This window comes from Sphingobacterium sp. lm-10 (assembly GCF_023554555.1).
Taxonomy (GTDB): Bacteria; Bacteroidota; Bacteroidia; order Sphingobacteriales; family Sphingobacteriaceae; genus Sphingobacterium.
Map to the genome: position 1 here is coordinate 599,961 of NZ_JAMJWC010000001.1, position 21,214 is coordinate 621,174.

Here is a 21,214-nt window from a genome sequence, read left to right on the forward strand (position 1 = left end):
TTAATCTATGGATATTCAGACTTTACAGAAGGATAATCCCAAAACCATCCGTTCTTGGGCCATGTTTGACTGGGCAAACTCTGCCTATAACCTGGTCATTACCTCTACCATTTTCCCCGCATATTATACGGCGATTACGTACACTGAACAGTACGGTGATGTGGTGCATTTCTTTGGTTATCCGATTGTTAACACCGCGCTATCCAATTTTGCATTGTCTATTGCCTACTTGATCATGGCTTTCGCTTTGCCCTTTATCTCAGCATATGCTGATGTGCGCGGGCGAAAAAAGTACTTTATGAAGCTCTTCACGTACTTAGGTGCTTTAGCCTGTATGGGTTTGTTTTTCTTTCGCTTAAATACCTTAGAAGTCAGCATTTTTCTATATGCATTTGCGGCTGCCGGATATATTGGAGGTCTGGCTTTTAATAATTCATATTTACCGCTTATTGCCACGGTAGAACAGCAAGACCGGGTGAGTGCACAAGGCTTTGCTTATGGTTATGTGGGCTGCGTGACGCTACAGCTGATCTGTTTTGTTTTTGTGTTAAAACCAGAATGGTTTGGTATTACCGACGCTTCTTTACCAGCACGCCTTTCCTTCTTTTTAGTCGGATTATGGTGGTTAGGATTTTCGCAGATTCCATTTCGCCGTTTGCCAGAAAGCCGACCTTCAGCTATGGCTAACGGCTTAACAATCGGCGAGAAGGTGCGAAAAGAGTTTAGCAGCGTATGGAGACGTATTCAAGGTATTCCAGCTATCAAACGCTTTCTTTTTCCATATTTCTTCTATTCTATGGGCGTACAAACGGTCATGATTGTTGCGACCGCATTTGGGATGAAAGAAATAGGCTTGGAAATGTCCGAGTTAATCGCGTCGATTTTATTGATCCAATTGATCGCAATTGCTGGCGCCTATCTAATGTCTAAGCTAGCTAAACCATTGGGCAATACTATGGTATTGATAGGGGTAGTTGCCGTATGGATCTTTATTTGCGTAACCGCATTTTACATCACCACGAAAATAGAATTTTACCTATTGGCTATGCTGGTGGGCGCAATGATGGGAGGCATACAATCCTTATCCAGATCCACTTATTCCAAGCTTTTACCGACGGATATTGAGGATACCACCTCATTTTTTAGCTTCTATGATGTTACGGAAAAAATAGCCGTCGTTTTAGGATTATTTAGCTTTGCTATCATTGAGCAACTGAGTCACAACATCCGCTATTCGGCACTATTCATGTCGGTGTTTTTTATTATCGGACTAATCCTCTTGATTAGTTTATACAGATTCGAACGTACAGCCACAACAAATACACATGCATAAAGTAGAACTATCCATTCCTGGAGTTATCGATCAATTTTATCCAAATACCGCATTCAATACGTTGCGTTTGCTCGAGCGTGCCGGCTGCGAGGTATCCTATAATCCTCAACAAACTACCTGTGGTGTGGATTTGTATGAAGAAGGATATTGGGAAGAAGCGAAGGAGATTGGTGCAAAATACCTGTACGACTTCGAAGGATTTGGCTATATTGTATCGCCGTCTCTTACTGAAGTAGGCATGGTGCGCGATGGCTTCAACGATTTATTTACCAATTCTACCGATCACAATAAATGTCGGCAAATGCAGCGCAATATCTTTGAAATCAGTGATTTCCTGGTTAATGTCGTTCGGAAAGAGTATTTTGGAGCAGAATTCGTATCCTCAGCAGTATTTCATCCGGCCTGCGCTAATTGGAATGGATACCAGTTACAGGATGAAGCGCTGCGCTTACTACATCAAGTTGGCGGCTTAGATTTGCTTACTGCGGAACCGCACGGCAGAAACTGCAAAATGGGAAGAGCTACGAAAGCCGATTATGTACCTTTATCCGTATTGTGGGGCGATGATGTACTTCGGGATGCTATGGACAAAAAAGCAGATTATATAATCTGTCAGGATCATACTTGCTTGATGCACTTGCAGGCTATCATAGAAAAACAGTGTATGCCGATCCAAGCCATTCACTTGGTCGACGTATTGACCGCAGGATGGCCAAATATTTAACAGGAACACCTATTATTTTAAACCCTAAATATAATTGATATGCAATCACGAAGAACATTTTTACAAAACATGAGTCTGGTGGGAGCGGGCTTAGCACTGTCACCCGTACACAATCTATTTAGTCATCCACAAAGTAAAAATTGGTTTAGTATCTCTTTGGCACAATGGTCGTTGCATCGTACCATAGGCAAAGGTGAGTTGAAAAATATTGACTTCCCAGCATTTGCCGCCAATGAGTTTGATATCCATGCGGTCGAGTACGTCAGTAGGTTCTTTAAAGACGAGGCTAAGAATATCACTTACTTGAAAGATTTAAATGCGAGAGCCGCAGATCACAATGTCGCGAATGTATTGATCATGGTCGACGGTGAAGGGGATCTGGGTGATGCAGATGCGAGCAAAAGAACGAAAGCCGTGGAAAACCACTACCAATGGATAGATGCCGCGCAACAGCTAGGCTGCCATGCGATCCGCGTGAATGCCGCTGGCAAAGGCACGCCAGATGAAGTGGCAAAGCGCGTGATCGATAGTTTGAGAACGTTGGCTTTATATGGCCAAGATGCTGGTATTAGTGTGGTGGTAGAGAATCACGGCGGTATTTCATCCGACGGCGCTTGGCTTTCAAAAGTGCTTAAAACGGTGGATCACAAGAACTGTGGGTCGCTGCCGGATTTTGGTAATTTTTACGAATACGATCGTTATCAGGGAGTGAAAGACTTAATGCCATTTGCGAAAGGTGTTAGCGCGAAATCCAATGTTTTCGATGCACAAGGTATGGAAGCCAATATCGATTACACACGCATGATGAAGATTGTACGCGACGCAGGATATACTGGCTACGTAGGGATTGAGTACGAGGGGGATAAACACAGCGAGATTGAAGGGATCAAATTAACCAAGACCTTACTAGAGCGTTTTCAAATGGCATAACATGTAAAAGATCTATGACGCTACCGCAGATATGTCGTTATTTTTCTTTTCTTTGTATACCTCACATCACCTATGAGCACGTTGCGAATGACGTAACGTAGCGATGTGCGCAAAAACTAATCAGAGATTGTTTTAAAACTTATATGAACCAACACAACGAAGAAGGCCTGGTAAATCACCTGGCCAAGAAGGGTATTGACGACAAGATGGTCTTCGGGCATCCGGCTGGTTTGCTGGTGCTATTTTTTACTGAAATGTGGGAGCGTTTCAGTTATTATGGAATGCGCGCTTTACTAACGGTATTTCTGGTTTCAGAAATCGCTAAAGGAGGATGGGGCTGGAATAACGAAGAAGCCCTATCACTGTACAAATGGTATACCACACTGGTATACTTTACGCCACTAATAGGTGGTATTATTGCCGATAAATTAACGGGTTACAAGAAAGCCATATTGATTGGCGCACTGGTCATGACTTTAGGTCATGCTTCCATGGCTTTAGAAGGTATTTCAGAGAATTTCTTTTACCTCGGTTTAGCCTTTATGGTATTGGGTAATGGTATGTTTAAACCCAATATTTCTTCGATGGTAGGCCAGCTATATCCAGATTCCAGCGCGAAGAAAGATGCAGGCTACACCATTTTCTACATGGGTATCAATGCAGGTGCTTTCTTAGGATCCTTGCTATGCGGATATATCGGCGAGAAGGTAGGCTGGCATTATGGCTTCGGTCTTGCCGGGGTATTTATGTTTTTTGGTATGCTGCAATTCTATTTTGGTCAGCGAATTTTTGGTGTGATCGGCGACAAGCCTGGACATAAAATTCCATTAGATACAGATATCGCAGAAGTCATTGAAGAAGAGGTAACACCGAGTCATGTTGTACGCGACCGTCTGATCGTTGCTGGCGTGCTGATGGTGGCGAGTATCTTATTCTTCTTTGCTTTTGAGCAAGCGGGTGGATCAATGACCATTTTTGCAAAAGATTATACGCAGCGCATACTTTCGGGTAGTGCAGCCACCAGTTTTAAGTGGATTGATGCTTTGTTAACCATCATGCCAATTGCGATCGTTACTTATGTACTGTTTAGTTTGGCACGTAAAATTATACATGCTTATCCATTGACCATCTTTTTTACGATGCTTTCTTTTGCGTCTATTGCCGTGCTAGGTTTCTGGAAGGTCAATAATGAATTCAGCGCAACAGAAACGGAAGTAACGGTATCCTGGTTTCAGATCTTGAATGCCTTCTTCATCGTTACCTGTGCTTCTATATTCAGCAAGTTATGGGAAAAAGTTTGGAACCCATCCGGCCCGATCAAGTTTGCATTAGGTTTGGTGCTGGTAGCACTAGGTTTCGTAGCCATGGCTTATGGTAGCCGAGAAATTCCACAAGGTGCACTGACCGCTTCAGTAAGTATGCTTTGGCTGGTATTAGCTTACTTCTTTCATACGATGGGAGAGTTGTGTCTTTCTCCAGTTGGGTTATCTTACGTGAGTAAGTTATCGCCAAAGAATCTAGTCGGATTGATTTTTGGATTTTGGTTTCTGGCGACTGCTATCGCCAATTATTTGGCAGGATGGCTCGGTGGTTACATTGATCAGATTGCCAATGCGTACTCTATTTCGGTATTCTTCTTAATTATTGCCAGTTTACCTGTTGCTGTAGCTATTCTGTTAGTGGCTTTCAATCCTATGCTAAAACGTATGATGCATGGCATCAAATAAGCGTAAGTGATACTATACTTAGAGCGTCTGTGAGGGCGCTTTTTTTGTTTTTGGAAATGAAGGTAGTGACTTCAGTTATTTTTTTAACTTTGGGACTTGAAAATTCATCCATTTATATATTATGAATTCATCGGCTAATATGAACCCATCAGGTGCTGCCCAAACGGAACCGGAAAAATTGCTATTAGGTCACTTTCCAGGATTATTTGTACTGTTCTTCACGGAAATGTGGGAACGCTTCTCCTTTTATGGGATGCGCGTGTTACTCATTCAGTTTTTAACAGCCTCTGTGCTTACTGCCAATCCGGGTTGGGGCTGGTCTGCCGAGCAGGCAGGTGCCCTATACGGTACCTATGCGATGTTACTCTACATTACACCTATTTTTGGAGGTATCATTGCCGATAAATACATCGGTTCTCGCGCAGCGGTGATCATCGGTGCGATTATCATGACCTTAGGTCATGCCGCTATGGCGTTTAATTCACCGATTATGTTTTTTGTTGGTTTGGCAGGTTTGGTGATCGGTACCGGTTTCTTCAAGCCTAATATGCCAGCTATTCTCGGGGAAATGTACCGTTTCCGCCCGGAGAAGAAAGACGGCGCTTACACCATCTTTTATATGGGTGTGAATGCCGGTGCATTTTTCGGAATGATGCTCTGCGGTTATCTGGGAGAGACCGTCGGTTGGCATTGGGGATTCGGCCTTGCCGGAATATTTATGTTACTAGGCACTATTCAGTTTTGGTTAGCAAAGCCGTTGATGGGTGATCTGGGGGTACTTAAAAAATCGATTAGCCCAGAACAAAAAGAAATAACCAATCTGGAAGAAGGAGAAACGACCTACAATCGATTTACAAAGGTCGATTTCTTGTTGATCATCATCGTTTCTATCGTTGGATTAACATATGCTTTCAACGATCCTTTGTCTAAGAACAATGTATTGGATATGTTCGCGTTTTTGGATACCGATAGCCTGCGCGGCCAAAATATTGTGGTGCTAAGTGCTTTGGTAATCTTCTTGGCTTTGGTAGTTTCCCGTATTTTACGTTACGCGAAAGTCGTCAGAGACCGGATGTTTGGCGTGATCTTATTGGCGGTCTTTCTCATCTTCTTTTTCATGAGTTTTGAGCAAGGAGCTACTTCCCTTGTACTGGTTGCACGTGATTATGTCGACCGAGAGTTAACAGGGAATAGTTTGTATGTCTTTAATACCATTAACACCTTGTTGACTATCGTACCGTTGATTATTATCTCTTGGGTTTTAGTTCGTTTGTCTATTATCACCTGGTCGAAGACAGCGGCATCCAACATCATTCTATTCATCTGTTTTATATTGATCTGGGGTGCTGGAATCTGGATGCTATATCGGGAGTTTACAGCAGAAGTTTCAGCGATTAAGGTTTCCTGGTTCTCCATTCTTAATTCCTTTTTCATCATCTCTTTAGCCTCCACTATATCTCGTATCTGGGATTCCAAATACAATCCTTCAGCGGCAGTGAAATATGGACTAGGCCTATTCTTCGTGGCAATTGGCTTTTTAATCTTAGGTATGGGCTCTTTACAGGTTGGCTCTGGCGTAAAGATGTCGATGGTGTTTTTGGTGTTAACCTATTTATTTCACACGATCGGAGAGCTCTTTATCTCTCCTGTAGGACTGTCATACGTTTCCAAATTAGTACCCGCACGCATGCTGGCCTTCATGTTTGGCATGTGGTACCTGGCGATCGCTATCGCACAAAAGCTTGCCGCTATCCTAGGTGGACAGGTAGAGGTCATTCAAGAGAATTATTCTTTAAGCCATTTTTTCTTCCTATTTACCATTATTCCGGCTGCCGGTGGTTTGCTGGTTATCCTGTTAAATCCATTGATCAAAAAATTGATGCACGGCATCAAATAGCCTGTTATTAACCATTACGTATGTCTAAAGAACTTACACTAGAAGATATTCAAAATTTTGAGGGCAAGTACCCCAAGCAGTTGTGGTATCTCTTTTTAGTGGAAATGTGGGAACGCTTCTGCTTTTACGGAATGCGGGGTGTGCTCGCTATTTTCATGGTCGATCAGCTGTTGTTGTCTGATCGGGATGCTAATTTGAAATACGGTGCCATTCAGGCATTTGTGTATGCGTTTACTTTTGTCGGTGGTATTTTTGCCGATAAATTTTTGGGATTCAAACGCTCTTTGATTTTCGGTGCCTCGATGATGTTGCTGGGTAACGGACTGATTGCCTTATCACCGCATGATTATTTTTACTTCGGCATCGCGCTCACGATTATTGGTACGGGCTTTTTTAAACCCAATATCTCTTCGATGGTGGGCGATTTGTACAAAGAAGATGATCCAAGAAGGGATGCTGGTTTTGGCATGTTCTATTCAGGTATCAACGTGGGTGCTTTGTTAGGGGGTATCCTCTGCGTATACCTGGGCAAAAACTATTCTTGGAATTATGCTTTTGCCGCTGCAGCGCTAGTGATGTTTATCGGTTTGGCCATATTTTTGGCGACAAAAAAGCACATTAAGCCCATTGGCAATAGTCCATTACTACACATGCCCGCGGCCACACGCATCCGCACCGAGCTATTTGTATATTTAGCCGCATTAGCCAGTATTCCACTCATCTTTCTGATGATCAATAATACGCTGTATACCGACTACTTTATGTACATCATCGGCCCGATAGCCCTCGGATACTTTTTTGTACAGATGAGAAGGGAAAGTGATGCTAAAGCACGGCAGCAATTGACCGCCGCTTTAATTTTGATCCTGTTCTCCATCTTATTTTTTGCAATTTTTGAACAGGCTGGCGGATCTTTGGCCTTGTTTGCCAATAATAATCTACACGATAATCTCTTGTTCTTTCGGATAGATCCAAACGTAGTAAACAACGGCGCAAACTCCCTTTTCGTCATTGTGTTCAGTCCGCTGTTGGGTTTGCTTTGGTTGGCGATGGCCAAAAGAAAGGCAGAGCCTAACACGGTAATTAAGTTTGCTTTGGGTTTTGTGTTTCTCGGCTTGGCGTATTACCTGTTCTTCGGTACGCGTTTCTTTGCCGATGCAGATGGTAAAACCTCTCTAGGCGTGTTTACCTTAGCGTACTTAGCCGTTACAATCGGTGAGCTTTGTTTGTCACCCATCGGTTTATCCATGATCACCAAATTATCTCCGAAACGATTGGGCGGTATGATGATGGGATTATGGTTTTTGGCTAGTGCGTACGGCCAGTATGTCGCAGGTTTATTAGGCGCAGGCATGTCTTCGCCAGAAGCTAATGCGACGCCTTTAGACAAACTGATGGCCTATACCGACGGCTACCAACAATTGGCTCTTTATTCTATTGTAGCGGCGGTCGTGTTATTTGCACTTTCTCCATTCATAAAGCGATTGATGCACGGCGTCCGATAGCAGATTTATTTTAGTACTTTTATAGTTAGATCAACAATATACCGTGGCAGATAGTCTGATAATCATTCCTACGTACAACGAAAAGGAAAACATAGAACGCATTATTCGGAAAGTGTTTTCTTTGGAGGGTGACTTCCATATATTGATCGTTGATGATGGCTCTCCAGATGGAACTGGAATGATTGTGAAGGAACTCTGCCAATCTTTTACTGATCGCTTATTTATTGAAGAGCGTCGCGGAAAACTGGGGTTAGGTACTGCATATATCCATGGGTTTCGCTGGGCATTGGCTCGCTCGTATGCGTATATCTTTGAAATGGATGCCGATTTTAGTCACAATCCAGATGACTTGCTTCGATTAAAAGAAGCGTGCATAACGGGTGCTGATATGGCGGTGGGATCTCGTTATATTCAAGGCGTAAATGTGGTGAACTGGCCGATGAAGCGTGTGTTGCTATCTTATTTTGCCTCCATGTATGTACGTGCGATCATGCGTATTAATATTCAGGATGCGACAGCGGGTTTTGTGTGTTTCCGACGGGAAGTACTGGAAACTATTCCCTTGGATAAGATTCGTTTTGTAGGCTATGCCTTCCAGATCGAAATGAAATTTAAGGCAATACAGGATGGCTTTCGTGTAGTAGAAGTACCCATTATATTTACGGATCGCACGCATGGTACTTCGAAGATGAGCACCAAGATTTTCCGAGAAGCATTCTGGGGTGTGATTAGTTTGAAGTGGGCGAGTTTGTTTAAGAAATCTAATAGAAAGGGAGAGAGAGGATGAACGAAAATCTAGATCCGAATGCAGAGCGGCTAAGTCATACCGAGAAAGAGCTGGAACGGGTACTGCGTCCGCAGACTTTTGAGGACTTTACCGGTCAGGCTAAGATTCTGGAGAACCTTTCCATATTCGTGAAAGCAGCGAAGCTACGGGGCGAAGCGTTGGATCACGTATTATTACATGGCCCTCCGGGCCTCGGAAAGACAACGCTTTCCCATATCATTGCCAACGAGATGGGCGTAGGTATCAAAATTACTTCGGGTCCGGTATTGGACAAACCCGGCGATCTTGCCGGACTGTTAACCGGATTAGACGAAGGAGACATTCTATTTATCGATGAGATACATCGTCTCAGTCCTTTAGTAGAAGAATACTTGTATTCTGCGATGGAGGATTTTAAGATCGATATTATGTTGGAGACTGGTCCGAATGCCCGTTCTGTGCAAATCAGTCTGAACCCATTTACATTGGTAGGTGCTACCACACGATCCGGCTTATTGACCGCTCCTTTGCGTGCCCGTTTTGGTATCAATTCCCGTTTACAGTATTACGACGTGAAGTTGCTGACAACCATTGTCGATCGCTCCGCACATATTATCCGCATACCTATTTCCGAAGAAGGAGCCTATGAGATTGCGCGCCGCAGTCGTGGTACGCCCCGTATAGCAAATGCTTTACTCCGACGCACCCGCGATTTTGCACAAATCAAAGGCACCGGAAACATCGACAAAGCCATTGCTCAGTTTGCGTTGAATGCACTAAATGTGGACGAACATGGGCTGGATGAGATGGACAACCGAATCTTATCGACCATTATCGACAAATTCAAAGGCGGGCCAGTCGGGCTGAAAACCATTGCAACAGCAGTAGGTGAGGATGAGGGTACCATCGAGGAGGTATATGAACCTTTCTTGATTCAGGAAGGATATCTTATGCGTACCTCTCGTGGGCGAGAGTGTACAGAGATGGCGTTCAAACATCTTGGAAAGCTCTATCCACGCGGTAATACCTTATTTTAGCCGATCCTGCTTCTTGATTTTTCAGAATATATATTTATCGAGTTCAAAACGGTATTTTCTTTGCGCAAATTGCGTTAATTATATTTTTCCCTAACTATCTTTTTTAATTTAAATATTACTAAATTGCCTGTGTGCATCTAGTCGCTTGACTGGATTACATGTAAAGTTGTAAACTTAAATGTGAATTAATACTGAATTTATATGAAGTACCTCGATGGGATGAATGCGCTGACGTTAGTATTTGTAGCATTGCTAGTATTGGCTATCAGTTATCGTTTTTATGGCCTGTTTTTAGCCAATAAAGTGCTGCGACTAAATGCAAAAGTAGTCACACCTGCCGTAGAGTTTGCCGACGGACGTGACTATGTAAAAACAAATAAAAATGTGCTATTCGGTCATCACTTCGCGGCAATTGCTGCGGCTGGTCCTTTAGTTGGACCGGTACTGGCGGCACAGTTTGGTTATCTTCCTGGTACCTTATGGATCTTAATTGGCTGTGTGCTGGGTGGAGGAGTCCATGATATGGTGGTACTCTTTGCTTCCATGCGACACAAAGGACAAAGCTTGGCTTCAATCGCATCAAAAGAAATTGGACCCACTACCGGTACGATTGCAGGTATAGCCGTTTTATTTATTTTGATTCTCACCTTAGCAGGTTTATCGTTGGCCTGCATTAGTGCCATGCATGAGGCATCCTGGTCACTTTTCACGGTAATTATCACCATGCCGATCGCCATTATTATGGGGTTGATCATGCGTTATCGAAAAGACAGCGTCACATTTGCTAGTATTTTGGGCGGTATCTTGCTGATCGCTGGCATTGTTGGCGGGCACAATCTAATGCAAATTCCCTTTCTCAACGATCTATTTCATTGGGACGTATCTACCATCTCCATCGCGATTGCGGTTTATGGTTTTTTGGCCTCCGTATTGCCCATCTGGTTATTATTGGTGCCGCGCGATTACTTATCCACTTACCTGAAAATAGGAACCATCCTATTGTTAGCTGTCGGAATTGTTTTTGTACATCCGACCTTGCAGATGCCTGCTTTGACAGAGTTCATTCATGGCGGCGGCCCCGTCATTGGCGGTCCGGTATTGCCATTTATATTTATCGTAATCGCCTGTGGCGCCATATCGGGTTTTCATGCCGTCATTGCCACGGGCACCACACCGAAGATGATTGGCAACGAACGAGAAATTCTGTTTGTAGGATACGGTGCCATGTTGGTAGAGGGCTTTGTTGCGCTGATGGCGCTTATTGCAGCCTGTACCTTAATGCCGGGCGACTACTTTGCGATCAATACTCCTGCAGCGGGCTACGCTCAGTTTTTGGTTGAAAATCCGCATCTTACGGCGGTTGATCTTCCTCATTTTATGGAGAAAATCGGTGTCGATTTGCAAGGGCGTACCGGAGGGGCTGTATCTCTCGCCGTCGGTATGGCGCATATCTTCAATAGTATTCCTTATATGGATGAGGTGATGGCCTATTGGTACAATTTTGCCATCATGTTTGAAGCCGTTTTTATCCTAACTGCTATTGATGCAGGAACACGTGTAGGTAGATTTTTCTTACAGGAGATGTTGGGCGGTGTTTTTCCGAAATTTAGGGATAAGGATTGGATGCCCGGTGTTATCATCGCCAGTTTTCTATTCACCTTTGCTTGGGGATACCTGGTATTTACCGGAAATGTAAGTAGTATTTGGCCGCTGTTTGGCATTAGCAATCAACTCTTGGCAGCCTGTGGACTGATTGTCTGTACGACGATGCTGATGCGTATGGATCGTGGTAAATATGCCCTTTGCGCCGCAGTGCCAGGTGTTATGATGGCTCTGGTTACTTTTTGGGCAGGTTACTTGCAGGTGGTTGATATTTACGTTCCCGCTGGAGATTATTTGCTGGCTGGCTTAGCCATTGTGGCCATGGTCTTGATGTTAATCGTATTCATCTCTGCCTTCAAGAAGTGGTATGAACTTTCGAAGAAAAGTCCGACAGAGACAGATTTTTACGGAGAAAAGGTGAAAGAGTTGGTAGAACGATAGAAGAAGATTACTTCTTCTTCGGCATTTTATGCAATTGTTTTACTATTTTTTGTCCTCTGGATCGAATGGCAGGAGTGGTACCTCGTTCGAGCAACAAGCTAATTTCTGCTTCGAGGGGCTCTTTGATCCACGCATGCCTTAGCGATAGGATGTATAATAAATCGAAGGAGTTGGCGACGACCGCGATGGATTTTCCAGGCGTGGTCAGCCAGTCGAAACCACAATTGATCAATGCTTCTTCTTGACCCTCCGTTGCTGTGTTCTGTGGTAAATTCTTTAAGGCTTGCAGAAAGATATTTCCTAAAATACGCTGTGCACCTTCAATACTCACGCTCGCAAGATTTGCCACCAGAAAATCAAATATATAGGGGAGTCGTGCGGTATGCGCTAGTGCATATTTTTCCAAAAACCAGATCGCGTGCAGCGCAAGGTTACTTTTTACATCCTTTGATACGCAAAGTTGTAGCAACTGGTCTAAGTCAATATCTCGTTCACGTATAGGATTGCTGTCTATACGATCGTGCTTTTCAAGCCACAGCGTAAAGCGTATTTTCTGATTATTGTAAGCTTCGGAAGCAGTCATCAAGCAGGAGGTTGGAAGAATTTGGGATGAAAATTGACCAGGTACAATTCCCGAGTTGCCCGTGTCAACGCCGTGTAGAGCCATCGCAGAAATTCGGTGGTCAGCATTTCATCATTCAAATATCCCTGATCCACAAATACGGAAGGCCACTGCCCACCTTGTGCTTTGTGGCAGGTAATGGCGTAGGCGAACTTTATTTGTAGGGCATTGAAATAAGGGTCTTTTTTGATCGCCTCGGCTCGCTTATTGCGATCCAGAATATCCTCGTAATCCGAGGATATCGATTCGTACAGTTTCTGCAATTGATCTTGCGGAAGATTTGGACTATCCACGTACAAACTATCCAATAGGATGCGGCATTGAATCGTGTCGTGCTCATTGCCATCCAGAAAATCGATCAGCACATCGGCAAATCGAAAATCGTGCATCTCATGTACATTGGATACCTTTCGAATCCGAGCCATATCGCCATTAGCAATAAAACCTGTATGCGATTCATCGTGCTGCTGCAACCAAAAGTAATTGTTTTTCACGATCATAATCAAATCACCACCTGTAATCTCCTCGTCGCGAAATAAAATCTGATTACGAATATGCTGATTATACAAGTTGGCGGCTTTGTTGGATCGGCAGATCACCATCGTTTGTTCCATACCAAATTTATCGTAGCTGTAGTGCAAGCCATCTATCAGCCGCTCGCCGGTCATCTGAAATACATCGGTATAAGGTCGTGTTATAAATTGCGGAAATGGATATTCTGCCGTCTCATCCTCCAATTTTATTTCCTGCCGGATTTTGGTCGCATTGAATAAGATTCCCGAGTTTTTATCCTGCCGCACCACATCGGTTAACTCATAATGGGTCACATACAGATGGTAGCGACTAGCCATGTATTCCGGTCGCAGCGCCGGACTTTGCAACATGCCAACAGGTGGTAGCTGCGCCGTATCGCCAACAAATAATAGTACGCAGCGCTCACCGCTTTGTACATAGGTGATCAAGTCTTTTAGCAAACTGCTTTTGAAAACACTGGCCGGATCGTCAGATAGCATAGAAGCCTCATCAACAATGAATAAAGTATCTTCATGTGGATTGTCTCCTAAGGTAAAATCCATGGCAACGGAAGCCGCAGATTTCTTTCGGTAAATCTTTTTGTGAATGGTCAATGCGGTACGTCCGGCATATAGGCTGATCACTTTTGCAGCACGTCCGGTGGGGGCAAGCAAGACGGTCTTTTTCTGTAAGCGTGGCAGCACCTTAACCAGGGTGCTAATAATGGTCGTCTTGCCGGTGCCGGCATATCCCTTCAATATAAAAAGACTTTGAGAATCAAATCGGGAGATAAATTCCTCGAGTAGGGCAAACACCTGAAGTTGCTGTTCGGTCGGTTTCTGCTGAAAGTATTGCTCTAAAGATTCCCGGATATGCACATTCAAAGTTATCTAAAAGGTTGATCAATCCAATTTTAAAACCTATTTTTGTTTAATACCCCTAAGGCATGAACTATATATCAGCGGATTTTCGTATTCAGCATTTGTCTTATTACAAATTAGTCATCCAAGCAGGACATCAAGAGGATGTGTTGATGATAATGGATCAGGAAAACGCGGTGCAAGCGTATATTCGGTATGCATCGGCAAGTCCTAGCGTGGATGCCACACGTTTGTTGGCATTACCGTTCCGCCATGTTTCGATCATGATTCCACAGCACAGTCTTACATTTGTGCCAGCAGAAGCTTACCAAGAGGAAGACGAAGATATTTACGGAGAATATCTGGTCAACAAGAATGATCAGGATATCTATACCGTAGATATGCCGAGATTTCAACTTCATGCGATCTATCAGCTGGATTCATTGTTGTACCAACGATGGTATACGTTATTTCCTGACGCAACCTATCTTCCCATATTTCAGGTTTTATTTGATCTGGTACCAGAAGATGTACCATCCGTAGATACCCAATTATTTCTGCACGAACAAGCTGGTCATATGCATGTTATGCTCTTGAAGGAGGGCAGGTTTTTGTTCTATAACAGCTTCTATGTAACCAATGCTGCAGATCTTGGCTACTATGTACGTCGGATCATGAGTGATTTTTCGGTACCTTCTTTAGACGAGATCCAGTTATTTAACTTGGAAAAGAACGATCCCTTGCTGGCTTTTGTACAAAAATTTTCAGCACAGCTCGTACGGGTCAAATTACCGGAGGCTGATGTTGATCATCATGCCGTACATCAAAGTGCCCCATTGTTTGGTACGCTATTCCAGCGCGAGCTATGCGTATAATAGGAGGTCGTATCGGCGGAATACGTATTCATCCGCCTGCAAATCTTCCTGTACGGCCCACTACGGACATCGCCAAGGAAGCCCTGTTTAACATTCTGCAACATCGTATAGATTGGGACGGCGCTGTTTGCCTGGATCTATTTGCAGGTACCGGGAATATTTCTTTCGAATTAGCTTCTCGAGGCGCGCAATCTGTGTTATCGGTAGATGCTCATTTTAAATGCTTGAAGTATATTGCAGAGATGGCAAAAGAGCATCAACTTACAGGGGTGAGCACGCGAAAAGCAGATGTGTTTAAGTTTGTACAACAAGAAAAGGGATCCTATGATTTTATTTTTGCAGATCCTCCTTACGATATAGACCGTTTGCCTCAGTTAGCACACCTAATTCTGGATAACAACTTGTTGAAACCAGAGGGTATTTTGGTCATAGAGCACCCTTCTACAAGAAAGATGCTTAGTCATCCACTATTGCGCGATGAGCGTAAGTACGGATATTCTTCCTTTAGTTTCTATAGTCACGACGAACTTTAATCGGTAGCATTACGATGAGAAAAATTGCTGTATTCCCAGGTTCTTTTGATCCATTTACCCGTGCACATCAGGATTTGGTGCTTCGCGCCCTGCCGCTATTCGATGAGATTATTATCGCCATCGCCGTCAATACATCGAAGCAAGGATTAATGCCTTTCGAAGTACGGGAAGAGGCGATTACTGCCTTGTTCAAAGAAGAGGCGAAAATTCAGGTACATCGTATTCAAGGCCTAACGGTAAACTATTGCCGGGAGGTAGGTGCGCAATTTATGCTCCGGGGATTACGTAACGGGATCGATCTGGAATTTGAAAATGCGATTGCACAGAACAACCTCATTCTCGCTCCAGAAGTAGAGTCTTATTTCCTGCTAAGTAGGAGTGGATTCGGACACATTTCGTCTACAATCGTTCGAGATATTTTGCGAAATGGCGGTGATGTATCTGCATTGGTGCCAGAAGCTATCTTGCCATTTCTGAAAACACCGTAATTATTATACCACTAGCTACGTAGTATACGTACTTTAGTGCCTTTGATTCTGCCGTTATTTCCTTTTTGCAAAATAGTGGTTACACTACTCCGTGTTACGGCTACGAAAGCATTTTTCTCTTTGATTTCGATCATGCCAACTTCTTCCTTAGCAACGCCGGGAAGATTCAGTAAATAACCCACAATATCTCCCTTACTCACCTTATCACGCTTGCCAGCGGTAAACATCAGGGTGGTCATTTTACTATTAGAAGGTAGTGGATATTCATCCTCCAATACTTCTTCTTCCATCGCATCGGTAAGGTAAGGAAAGTCGTCTTCCGGCTTCAAAAGCAAATAAACCGTACCTTTTGCCTGCATCCGGGCAGTACGTCCGTTGCGATGCACAAAAGCATCTTGCTTGTAAGGAAGCTGGTAATGGATGATGGCATCCACTTCCGGGATATCCAATCCGCGCGCCGCAAGATCCGTGGTCAGCAAAATATGGGTGCTTCCATTTCTAAATTTCAATAAAGCCAACTCGCGATCGGCTTGCTCCAAACCACCGTGAAATACATCGTGGATAATATCGCGATCTGCCAAAAGCTCACTGATATGATCTACCGCTTCGCGATGATTGCAGAATATAAGCGTTTTTTGTTCACTACCCAATTTGCAGATGAGCTTTAACAATGCTTTCAGCTTGTTTTGTGGACTGGCAGTTACCGTACGAAAAGTCAGATCTGGCGCATATCCTTTTTCATGTAGAAAATTGACAGATGCCACATCTTTCAAGGTTAAAAATTCAGGTATTTCTTCCAGTTCCGTGGCCGAAGTCAGCATCTGAAAAGAATGACCGGTCTCTCCAACAATCTGTTCCATTTGTTCGTGAAAACCTAATTCCAGCGATTTATCAAACTCGTCCAGTACCAGCGTATCCAATTCCGACAGATCGATATTGTGGCGTTCTAAATGGTAGATAATTCTTCCGGGGGTACCCACTAATATCTGAGGAGCTTCTTTCAGCTTGTTTTTTTCAGTCCGTAGATCATTACCTCCGTACAAGCAGGTCACCTTCGGATGATTAGGCATTTTGCGTAGCACTTGTTCAATTTGCAAAGCCAGCTCACGTGTTGGAGCGATAATCAACGCTTGTATTTTTCCGCTAGCATGATCACGCAATCTTTTCTGAATGATTAAGGAGAAGGCAAGTGTTTTTCCACTACCTGTAGGAGACAGTAAGATGAGGTCATTCGCACCGTTGTAAGTGTCAAATACCTGTTGCTGCATCTCATTTAATGCCGATATACCAAGATTGGCTAAATACTGTTGTTCTCCCATAGTCGCAAAGGTAGCACAAATTATGCAATGAAGCGCCAGATGGTATTTAACAGCAGTTTGAAGAAGGTGGTGCGACGAATAGCATATAATATTACATCATAATCAACATTAGTGAAGAGAAAATAACTAAGCCCATAATTACCCAGCGAAAATGTTGCTCCTTAAGAATCTGAACCAGTTTAATGCCTATTAAGCCACCTAAGAGGATAAATGGAATGGCCATCACATTAATCACCAGGCCAGCTATGGAAAGATTTTGCCATACAAATGCCTGCAGCGGGATCTTAATGTAATTGAGAATCATAATGAACCACGCGGCGGTAGCCACAAAGGTGAGCTTAGACATGCGTTTGGTGAGTAAATAGACTGATAGGGCAGGGCCTGCTGCATTGCCGATCATGGTCGAGAAACCAACGATAAACCCAAACAAGGGCGAGTACCATTTTTTCTCGACTAATTCTTTGGTGCTTTCCTCCGTTTGTCGAGAAGACCATAGCATGATCCCAACACCAAGGAGAATGCAAATGCCCATGGCTGTTTTAAACCATTGATCGTCGATGCTATTGCCGAGTACTAAGCCAACCAGCAACCCGAGAAGGGCAGAAGGCAGTAACTTAGTTACTTCAGACCAGATTAATGACTTTCGGTAGTAGATTACAGCGGTAAGGTCTGCCATGCACAACATAATCAGTACAATACCCGTAGAATATTTCGCGCCAAAAAGGAGGGCAAAAAATGGTACGGCTACCGTGCCAATATTTTGTATACCCGTCTTAGACATACCAATTAGCACAGCACATAAAAGGTATAGCAACCACGCTTGTGGGGTGGGAAGCAATTGTAATGCAGCTTGCCAGGCAGTTTCCAGCATTTTATTTCAACAAGGATTTGACGGTAGGGGCGTCAATATCACGGTAATCGCGGATGTATGCGGCGCAAGGAGGTAATTCTTCTTTCTTATGTGAAGTAAGTACACCAGTAACAGCCATACCAGCAGCAGTACCTGCTGTGACGCCCGAATAGGAATCTTCGAATACCATCACCCGATGCGCCGATACGTGTAAGGCCTCCGCCGATTTTAAATATACCTCAGGATGTGGTTTGTGCAGTGAGACGTCTTCGCTAGATAGTGTGGACTGAAATAAATCGCGGATGCCCAGCGTATCTAATACGAGATTCATATTTGCACGTGGAGCTGATGTAGCAACACCCAATAAAAAATCATGACGTTGTAGATCGCGTAGGAAATCTACCAAACCGAAAACCGGTGTAGCGACTGCCTTGTATATCTCGCGAAAAAGTCCTTCTTTCTCCGCTTCTAATGTGGCAATCTCTTGGGGAGAAAAAGGTCTTCCGAAGAAATGTTGCATGATATAACTATTGTGCTTACCGTACATATGCTGCTCAAAGGCTTCTTGCGTATAGTTCACTTTGTATCTATCAAAAAAAGCTTCGAAAGCTTTCGCGTGATAGGGGTTTGTATCGGCGATTACACCGTCCATATCGAACACGACGGCAAAATTATCAGACTCTTTGTATGCTATGTTTAAAGACATTTAAAGGTTGTTTTTAATAAAGGAAAGATTAACCGCGTACACGATCGCGGATAACGAGCTCTGACGAAGAATCAATCCTTAGTTTACGTTTTTGTTGTAATAAGGTTTCCCAACTCACGAGACTGATCAGCATCAATCGGTCTTTCAGTAGTTTTTCATGACCGATTGGCTCACCCGATAGCAAGTCGATCTTCTGGCGGCAGGTAGGGTGTGTCAATTCAGCCTCGGCCAATAAATCCACATCGGCAAATTGGCTATCGACATCCCATAATATCAATCTTGCTAGCGGATCATTACCAATCAGCTTATCCACATACTGCAACAGGAATAAGTCTTCCTTAAAAAGGATAGGCATGACGACCTGATCGATTTTCTCCAAACCCTTATCAATTAATATGCCCACAGGGATGTCTATCTTAGACAATAGGCGATTGGTGCGTTCATAGAATTTGTTGCTATATACAGCACCTCGGCTAGAAAAAAGTTTTTCTGGACTGATGATGTTGGAAGTAAAACCAATGATCTTCCCGAGCAAACTACCTTCGTAAATGGATTCACTGGTGCCGATCAAGAGCATATCATAATGGCCGGACTCTACTTCATCCACAATTTCGTGGTCGATATCACTAGAGATTTTAAATAGCGTTTTTACGGGTCTGTTGAGTGTTTTGCTATCTGCGAGAATCGCACGAAAGCATTCGGTCTCCTGCTCTTCCACCTCATAGTGATGCAGTTCATTTGCTGGAGCGACATGTAGCGCCGCTACCTGACTTTGATCGGTTGCACCCACCGTGAGCGCATTGGATAGGCGTAGTAAGGCTTGTCCAGATTCTGTTTTTCCGAAACTAAACAAGATGTTGAACTGACTTTCAATTTTTTCCACAAAGGCTGGCTTTCCTTTATCGCGAAATGCCCAATTGATCAGATCTAATGCTGGTCCGGTCATAAAAGTGGTCACTAAAGCCATCACCACCATCATAGAGAATAGTTCAGCAGATAAAACACCCAGGTCATAACCAATATTCAATACCACCAGTTCCATTAAACCGCGTGTATTCATCAGCGCGCCAATACTTAGACTATCTTTCCAGCCTTGGCCCATAAAGCGTGCTGCCAAAGCACTGCCCACAAACTTACCAATCACAGCTACCAGGATGATGAGCCCAGTGATGAGCCAAAGGGAAGGATCGTTAAGCAAACCGATCTGCGTGCGTAATCCGGTAAATACAAAGAACAATGGTAACAAAAGCACCAAAGCAACGTCTTCTACTTTGTCAATAAACAGATTGCGGAATTTATTATTTTCTGGCATAATAGCGCCCGCCATGAATGCGCCAAATAACGCATGTATACCGATTACCTCGGTAGTATAGGCGGAAAGGATCAGCATCAGGAAGAAAATCGCTACCACAGGTTTGTTCAATGTTTCTTTGGTGGAGTTTACCTGTCCGATACGATGCATAAATGGTCGCACAATCTTAATCATCACCAATACATACGCCAGCGCGAGACCAATAGTATATAGTGCCGACACGAAGGAACCTGCCTTAACAATCGCAATAACGGTCGCCAAGATACACCAGGCAGTGATATCATCTGCGGCTGCACAGGTAATCACTACAGTGCCTAATCGTGTTTTTTGCAAACCACGCTCTTGTACGATACGAGCCAACACCGGGAACGCGGTAATGCTCATCGCAATTCCTATAAATAAACTGTAGGAAAGGAATTGCACGTTATCCGGCGCATGATTTTCATACAAAAAATAGGCTAGTCCAATGCCTAAGGCAAATGGAAGCATGATGCTCGCATGGCTGATCACGACCGCGTCATGAGCCTTGTTTCGAAGCACATTAAGATCCAGCTCCATACCCACGATAAACATAAAAAGGATAAGACCAATTTGGCTGAGAAACTGCAAATTACCTAATGATTGCTGTGGGAAAAGTGCATTAAAAAAATCGGGAAAGAAAAGTCCTAATAAGGATGGCCCCAGAATGATACCCGCCACCATCTCACCAATTACTACCGGTTGCTTGATTTTTACACAAATCCATCCGAAGAACCTTGCCGTCAAGATAATGGCTACGATTTGGATCAGTAAGATCGATAATGGATATTTTAAACTTTCCTTAATAGATTCGACAAAATCAATCCAGGCTCCGTTTTCAGAAGTTGGGACAAGTACATCCCTGCCAGACTCCAATGCGCTTCCCTGCTGGATAATCCAGTACATAAACAGACCAAACACAATGACAATGGCAATATAGAAAATCGTTGAACGTATGTTTTTCATGAAACTTGCTTATCAATAAATTTTTTGAGTAATTCCATCCCAAGAATACGAATTAAATGTTAATTCAACAGCCGAGGAATTTCAAATTCAGGTAAAATCTGTGTGATTTTGCCTACAAAAGGTCTTAAAATACCCGATATAAGGAGCAAGTTTTTGGTCAGGGAGATAGATGTTTCGTACATTTGTAATC

The 21,214-nt window shown here is 43.5% G+C and carries 18 protein-coding genes; 12 read left to right on the forward strand and 6 right to left on the reverse strand.

The features are described 5' to 3' along the window. Positions 1 to 7: 7 nt before the first annotated feature. The 9 genes from M8998_RS02300 to M8998_RS02340 all read left to right on the forward strand — a co-directional run bounded on the left by M8998_RS02300 (position 8) and on the right by M8998_RS02340 (position 11,962). The gene (locus M8998_RS02300) at positions 8 to 1,333 is read left to right on the forward strand and encodes an MFS transporter (protein WP_249990377.1); all 1,326 of its coding nucleotides are present in this window, start codon (positions 8 to 10) and stop codon (positions 1,331 to 1,333) included. Then, on the forward strand, positions 1,326 to 2,057 hold the full coding sequence (locus M8998_RS02305) for a heterodisulfide reductase-related iron-sulfur binding cluster (RefSeq protein ID WP_249990378.1): 732 nt from the start codon (positions 1,326 to 1,328) through the stop codon (positions 2,055 to 2,057). Before M8998_RS02300 ends, M8998_RS02305 begins: the two co-directional genes overlap by 8 nt. A gap of 39 nt (positions 2,058 to 2,096) precedes the next feature. Next, positions 2,097 to 2,987 (forward strand): sugar phosphate isomerase/epimerase family protein, encoded by an 891-nt coding sequence (locus M8998_RS02310; RefSeq protein ID WP_249990379.1) that lies wholly within the window; start codon positions 2,097 to 2,099, stop codon positions 2,985 to 2,987. A gap of 143 nt (positions 2,988 to 3,130) precedes the next feature. Next, positions 3,131 to 4,714 carry a peptide MFS transporter gene (locus M8998_RS02315; protein ID WP_249990380.1) on the forward strand — a complete coding sequence of 528 codons (1,584 nt, stop codon included), beginning with the start codon at positions 3,131 to 3,133 and terminating at the stop codon, positions 4,712 to 4,714. A 121-nt stretch (positions 4,715 to 4,835) separates the two neighbouring features. Beyond that, positions 4,836 to 6,611, forward strand: a complete 1,776-nt coding sequence (locus tag M8998_RS02320; protein WP_249990381.1) for a peptide MFS transporter — start codon at positions 4,836 to 4,838, stop codon at positions 6,609 to 6,611. Between the two features lie 20 nt (positions 6,612 to 6,631). After that, a complete protein-coding gene (locus tag M8998_RS02325) occupies positions 6,632 to 8,116 on the forward strand; it encodes a peptide MFS transporter (RefSeq protein ID WP_249990382.1) in 1,485 nt (494 codons plus the stop codon). 43 nt (positions 8,117 to 8,159) lie between these two features. After that, entirely contained in the window at positions 8,160 to 8,903 is a 744-nt protein-coding gene (locus tag M8998_RS02330) for a polyprenol monophosphomannose synthase (protein ID WP_249990383.1), read from the forward strand. Next, complete coding sequence (ruvB, locus tag M8998_RS02335) at positions 8,900 to 9,919, forward strand: Holliday junction branch migration DNA helicase RuvB (protein ID WP_249990384.1); 1,020 nt, start codon at positions 8,900 to 8,902, stop codon at positions 9,917 to 9,919. The genes M8998_RS02330 and ruvB overlap by 4 nt, the downstream gene beginning before the upstream one ends. A gap of 201 nt (positions 9,920 to 10,120) precedes the next feature. Then, positions 10,121 to 11,962, forward strand: coding sequence for a carbon starvation CstA family protein (locus M8998_RS02340; protein WP_249990385.1), 1,842 nt, complete (start codon positions 10,121 to 10,123; stop codon positions 11,960 to 11,962). A gap of 7 nt (positions 11,963 to 11,969) precedes the next feature. On the opposite strand, the gene M8998_RS02345 is transcribed toward M8998_RS02340, so the two are convergent. Together M8998_RS02345 and M8998_RS02350 are read right to left on the reverse strand one after the other, a co-directional pair. Then, complete coding sequence (locus M8998_RS02345) at positions 11,970 to 12,545, reverse strand: HEAT-like fold family protein (protein WP_249990386.1); 576 nt, start codon at positions 12,543 to 12,545, stop codon at positions 11,970 to 11,972. Continuing rightward, positions 12,545 to 13,975: an ATP-dependent DNA helicase gene (locus tag M8998_RS02350; RefSeq protein ID WP_249992419.1), complete on the reverse strand. Its 1,431-nt coding sequence runs from the start codon at positions 13,973 to 13,975 to the stop codon at positions 12,545 to 12,547. The genes M8998_RS02345 and M8998_RS02350 overlap by 1 nt, the downstream gene beginning before the upstream one ends. A 68-nt stretch (positions 13,976 to 14,043) precedes the next feature. On the opposite strand from M8998_RS02350, the gene M8998_RS02355 reads away from it, so the two are divergent. Genes M8998_RS02355 through coaD form a run of 3 tightly spaced genes read left to right on the forward strand, consistent with a single transcriptional unit; the run spans position 14,044 to position 15,853 of the window. Continuing rightward, positions 14,044 to 14,832, forward strand: a complete 789-nt coding sequence (locus M8998_RS02355; protein WP_249990387.1) for a DUF3822 family protein — start codon at positions 14,044 to 14,046, stop codon at positions 14,830 to 14,832. Then, a complete protein-coding gene (gene rsmD, locus M8998_RS02360) occupies positions 14,823 to 15,365 on the forward strand; it encodes a 16S rRNA (guanine(966)-N(2))-methyltransferase RsmD (protein WP_249990388.1) in 543 nt (180 codons plus the stop codon). Before M8998_RS02355 ends, rsmD begins: the two co-directional genes overlap by 10 nt. Positions 15,366 to 15,379: 14 nt before the next feature. Continuing rightward, on the forward strand, positions 15,380 to 15,853 hold the full coding sequence (coaD, locus tag M8998_RS02365) for a pantetheine-phosphate adenylyltransferase (RefSeq protein WP_249990389.1): 474 nt from the start codon (positions 15,380 to 15,382) through the stop codon (positions 15,851 to 15,853). Between the two features lie 11 nt (positions 15,854 to 15,864). On the opposite strand, the gene M8998_RS02370 is transcribed toward coaD, so the two are convergent. The 4 genes from M8998_RS02370 to M8998_RS02385 form a co-directional block, all read right to left on the reverse strand. After that, positions 15,865 to 17,172, reverse strand: coding sequence for a DEAD/DEAH box helicase (locus M8998_RS02370; protein WP_249990390.1), 1,308 nt, complete (start codon positions 17,170 to 17,172; stop codon positions 15,865 to 15,867). Between the two features lie 91 nt (positions 17,173 to 17,263). After that, entirely contained in the window at positions 17,264 to 18,043 is a 780-nt protein-coding gene (locus M8998_RS02375) for a sulfite exporter TauE/SafE family protein (protein ID WP_249990391.1), read from the reverse strand. Position 18,044: 1 nt separating this feature from the next. Continuing rightward, complete coding sequence (locus M8998_RS02380; RefSeq protein WP_249990392.1) at positions 18,045 to 18,728, reverse strand: HAD family hydrolase; 684 nt, start codon at positions 18,726 to 18,728, stop codon at positions 18,045 to 18,047. A gap of 28 nt (positions 18,729 to 18,756) precedes the next feature. Then, entirely contained in the window at positions 18,757 to 21,024 is a 2,268-nt protein-coding gene (locus M8998_RS02385; RefSeq protein ID WP_249990393.1) for a cation:proton antiporter, read from the reverse strand. Positions 21,025 to 21,214 lie beyond the last annotated feature (190 nt).

Bases quoted from the DNA above. Each gene is read 5' to 3' on its own strand.
- M8998_RS02300 (WP_249990377.1), top strand. From the start codon at position 8: ATGGATATTCAGACTTTACAGAAGGATAATCCCAAAACCATCCGTTCT.
- M8998_RS02305 (WP_249990378.1), top strand. From the start codon at position 1,326: ATGCATAAAGTAGAACTATCCATTCCTGGAGTTATCGATCAATTTTAT.
- M8998_RS02310 (WP_249990379.1), top strand. From the start codon at position 2,097: ATGCAATCACGAAGAACATTTTTACAAAACATGAGTCTGGTGGGAGCG.
- M8998_RS02315 (WP_249990380.1), top strand. From the start codon at position 3,131: ATGAACCAACACAACGAAGAAGGCCTGGTAAATCACCTGGCCAAGAAG.
- M8998_RS02320 (WP_249990381.1), top strand. From the start codon at position 4,836: ATGAATTCATCGGCTAATATGAACCCATCAGGTGCTGCCCAAACGGAA.
- M8998_RS02325 (WP_249990382.1), top strand. From the start codon at position 6,632: ATGTCTAAAGAACTTACACTAGAAGATATTCAAAATTTTGAGGGCAAG.
- ruvB (WP_249990384.1), top strand. From the start codon at position 8,900: ATGAACGAAAATCTAGATCCGAATGCAGAGCGGCTAAGTCATACCGAG.
- M8998_RS02340 (WP_249990385.1), top strand. From the start codon at position 10,121: ATGAAGTACCTCGATGGGATGAATGCGCTGACGTTAGTATTTGTAGCA.
- M8998_RS02345 (WP_249990386.1), bottom strand. From the start codon at position 12,545: ATGACTGCTTCCGAAGCTTACAATAATCAGAAAATACGCTTTACGCTG.
- M8998_RS02355 (WP_249990387.1), top strand. From the start codon at position 14,044: ATGAACTATATATCAGCGGATTTTCGTATTCAGCATTTGTCTTATTAC.
- rsmD (WP_249990388.1), top strand. From the start codon at position 14,823: ATGCGTATAATAGGAGGTCGTATCGGCGGAATACGTATTCATCCGCCT.
- coaD (WP_249990389.1), top strand. From the start codon at position 15,380: ATGAGAAAAATTGCTGTATTCCCAGGTTCTTTTGATCCATTTACCCGT.
- M8998_RS02370 (WP_249990390.1), bottom strand. From the start codon at position 17,172: ATGGGAGAACAACAGTATTTAGCCAATCTTGGTATATCGGCATTAAAT.
- M8998_RS02375 (WP_249990391.1), bottom strand. From the start codon at position 18,043: ATGCTGGAAACTGCCTGGCAAGCTGCATTACAATTGCTTCCCACCCCA.
- M8998_RS02380 (WP_249990392.1), bottom strand. From the start codon at position 18,728: ATGTCTTTAAACATAGCATACAAAGAGTCTGATAATTTTGCCGTCGTG.
- M8998_RS02385 (WP_249990393.1), bottom strand. From the start codon at position 21,024: ATGAAAAACATACGTTCAACGATTTTCTATATTGCCATTGTCATTGTG.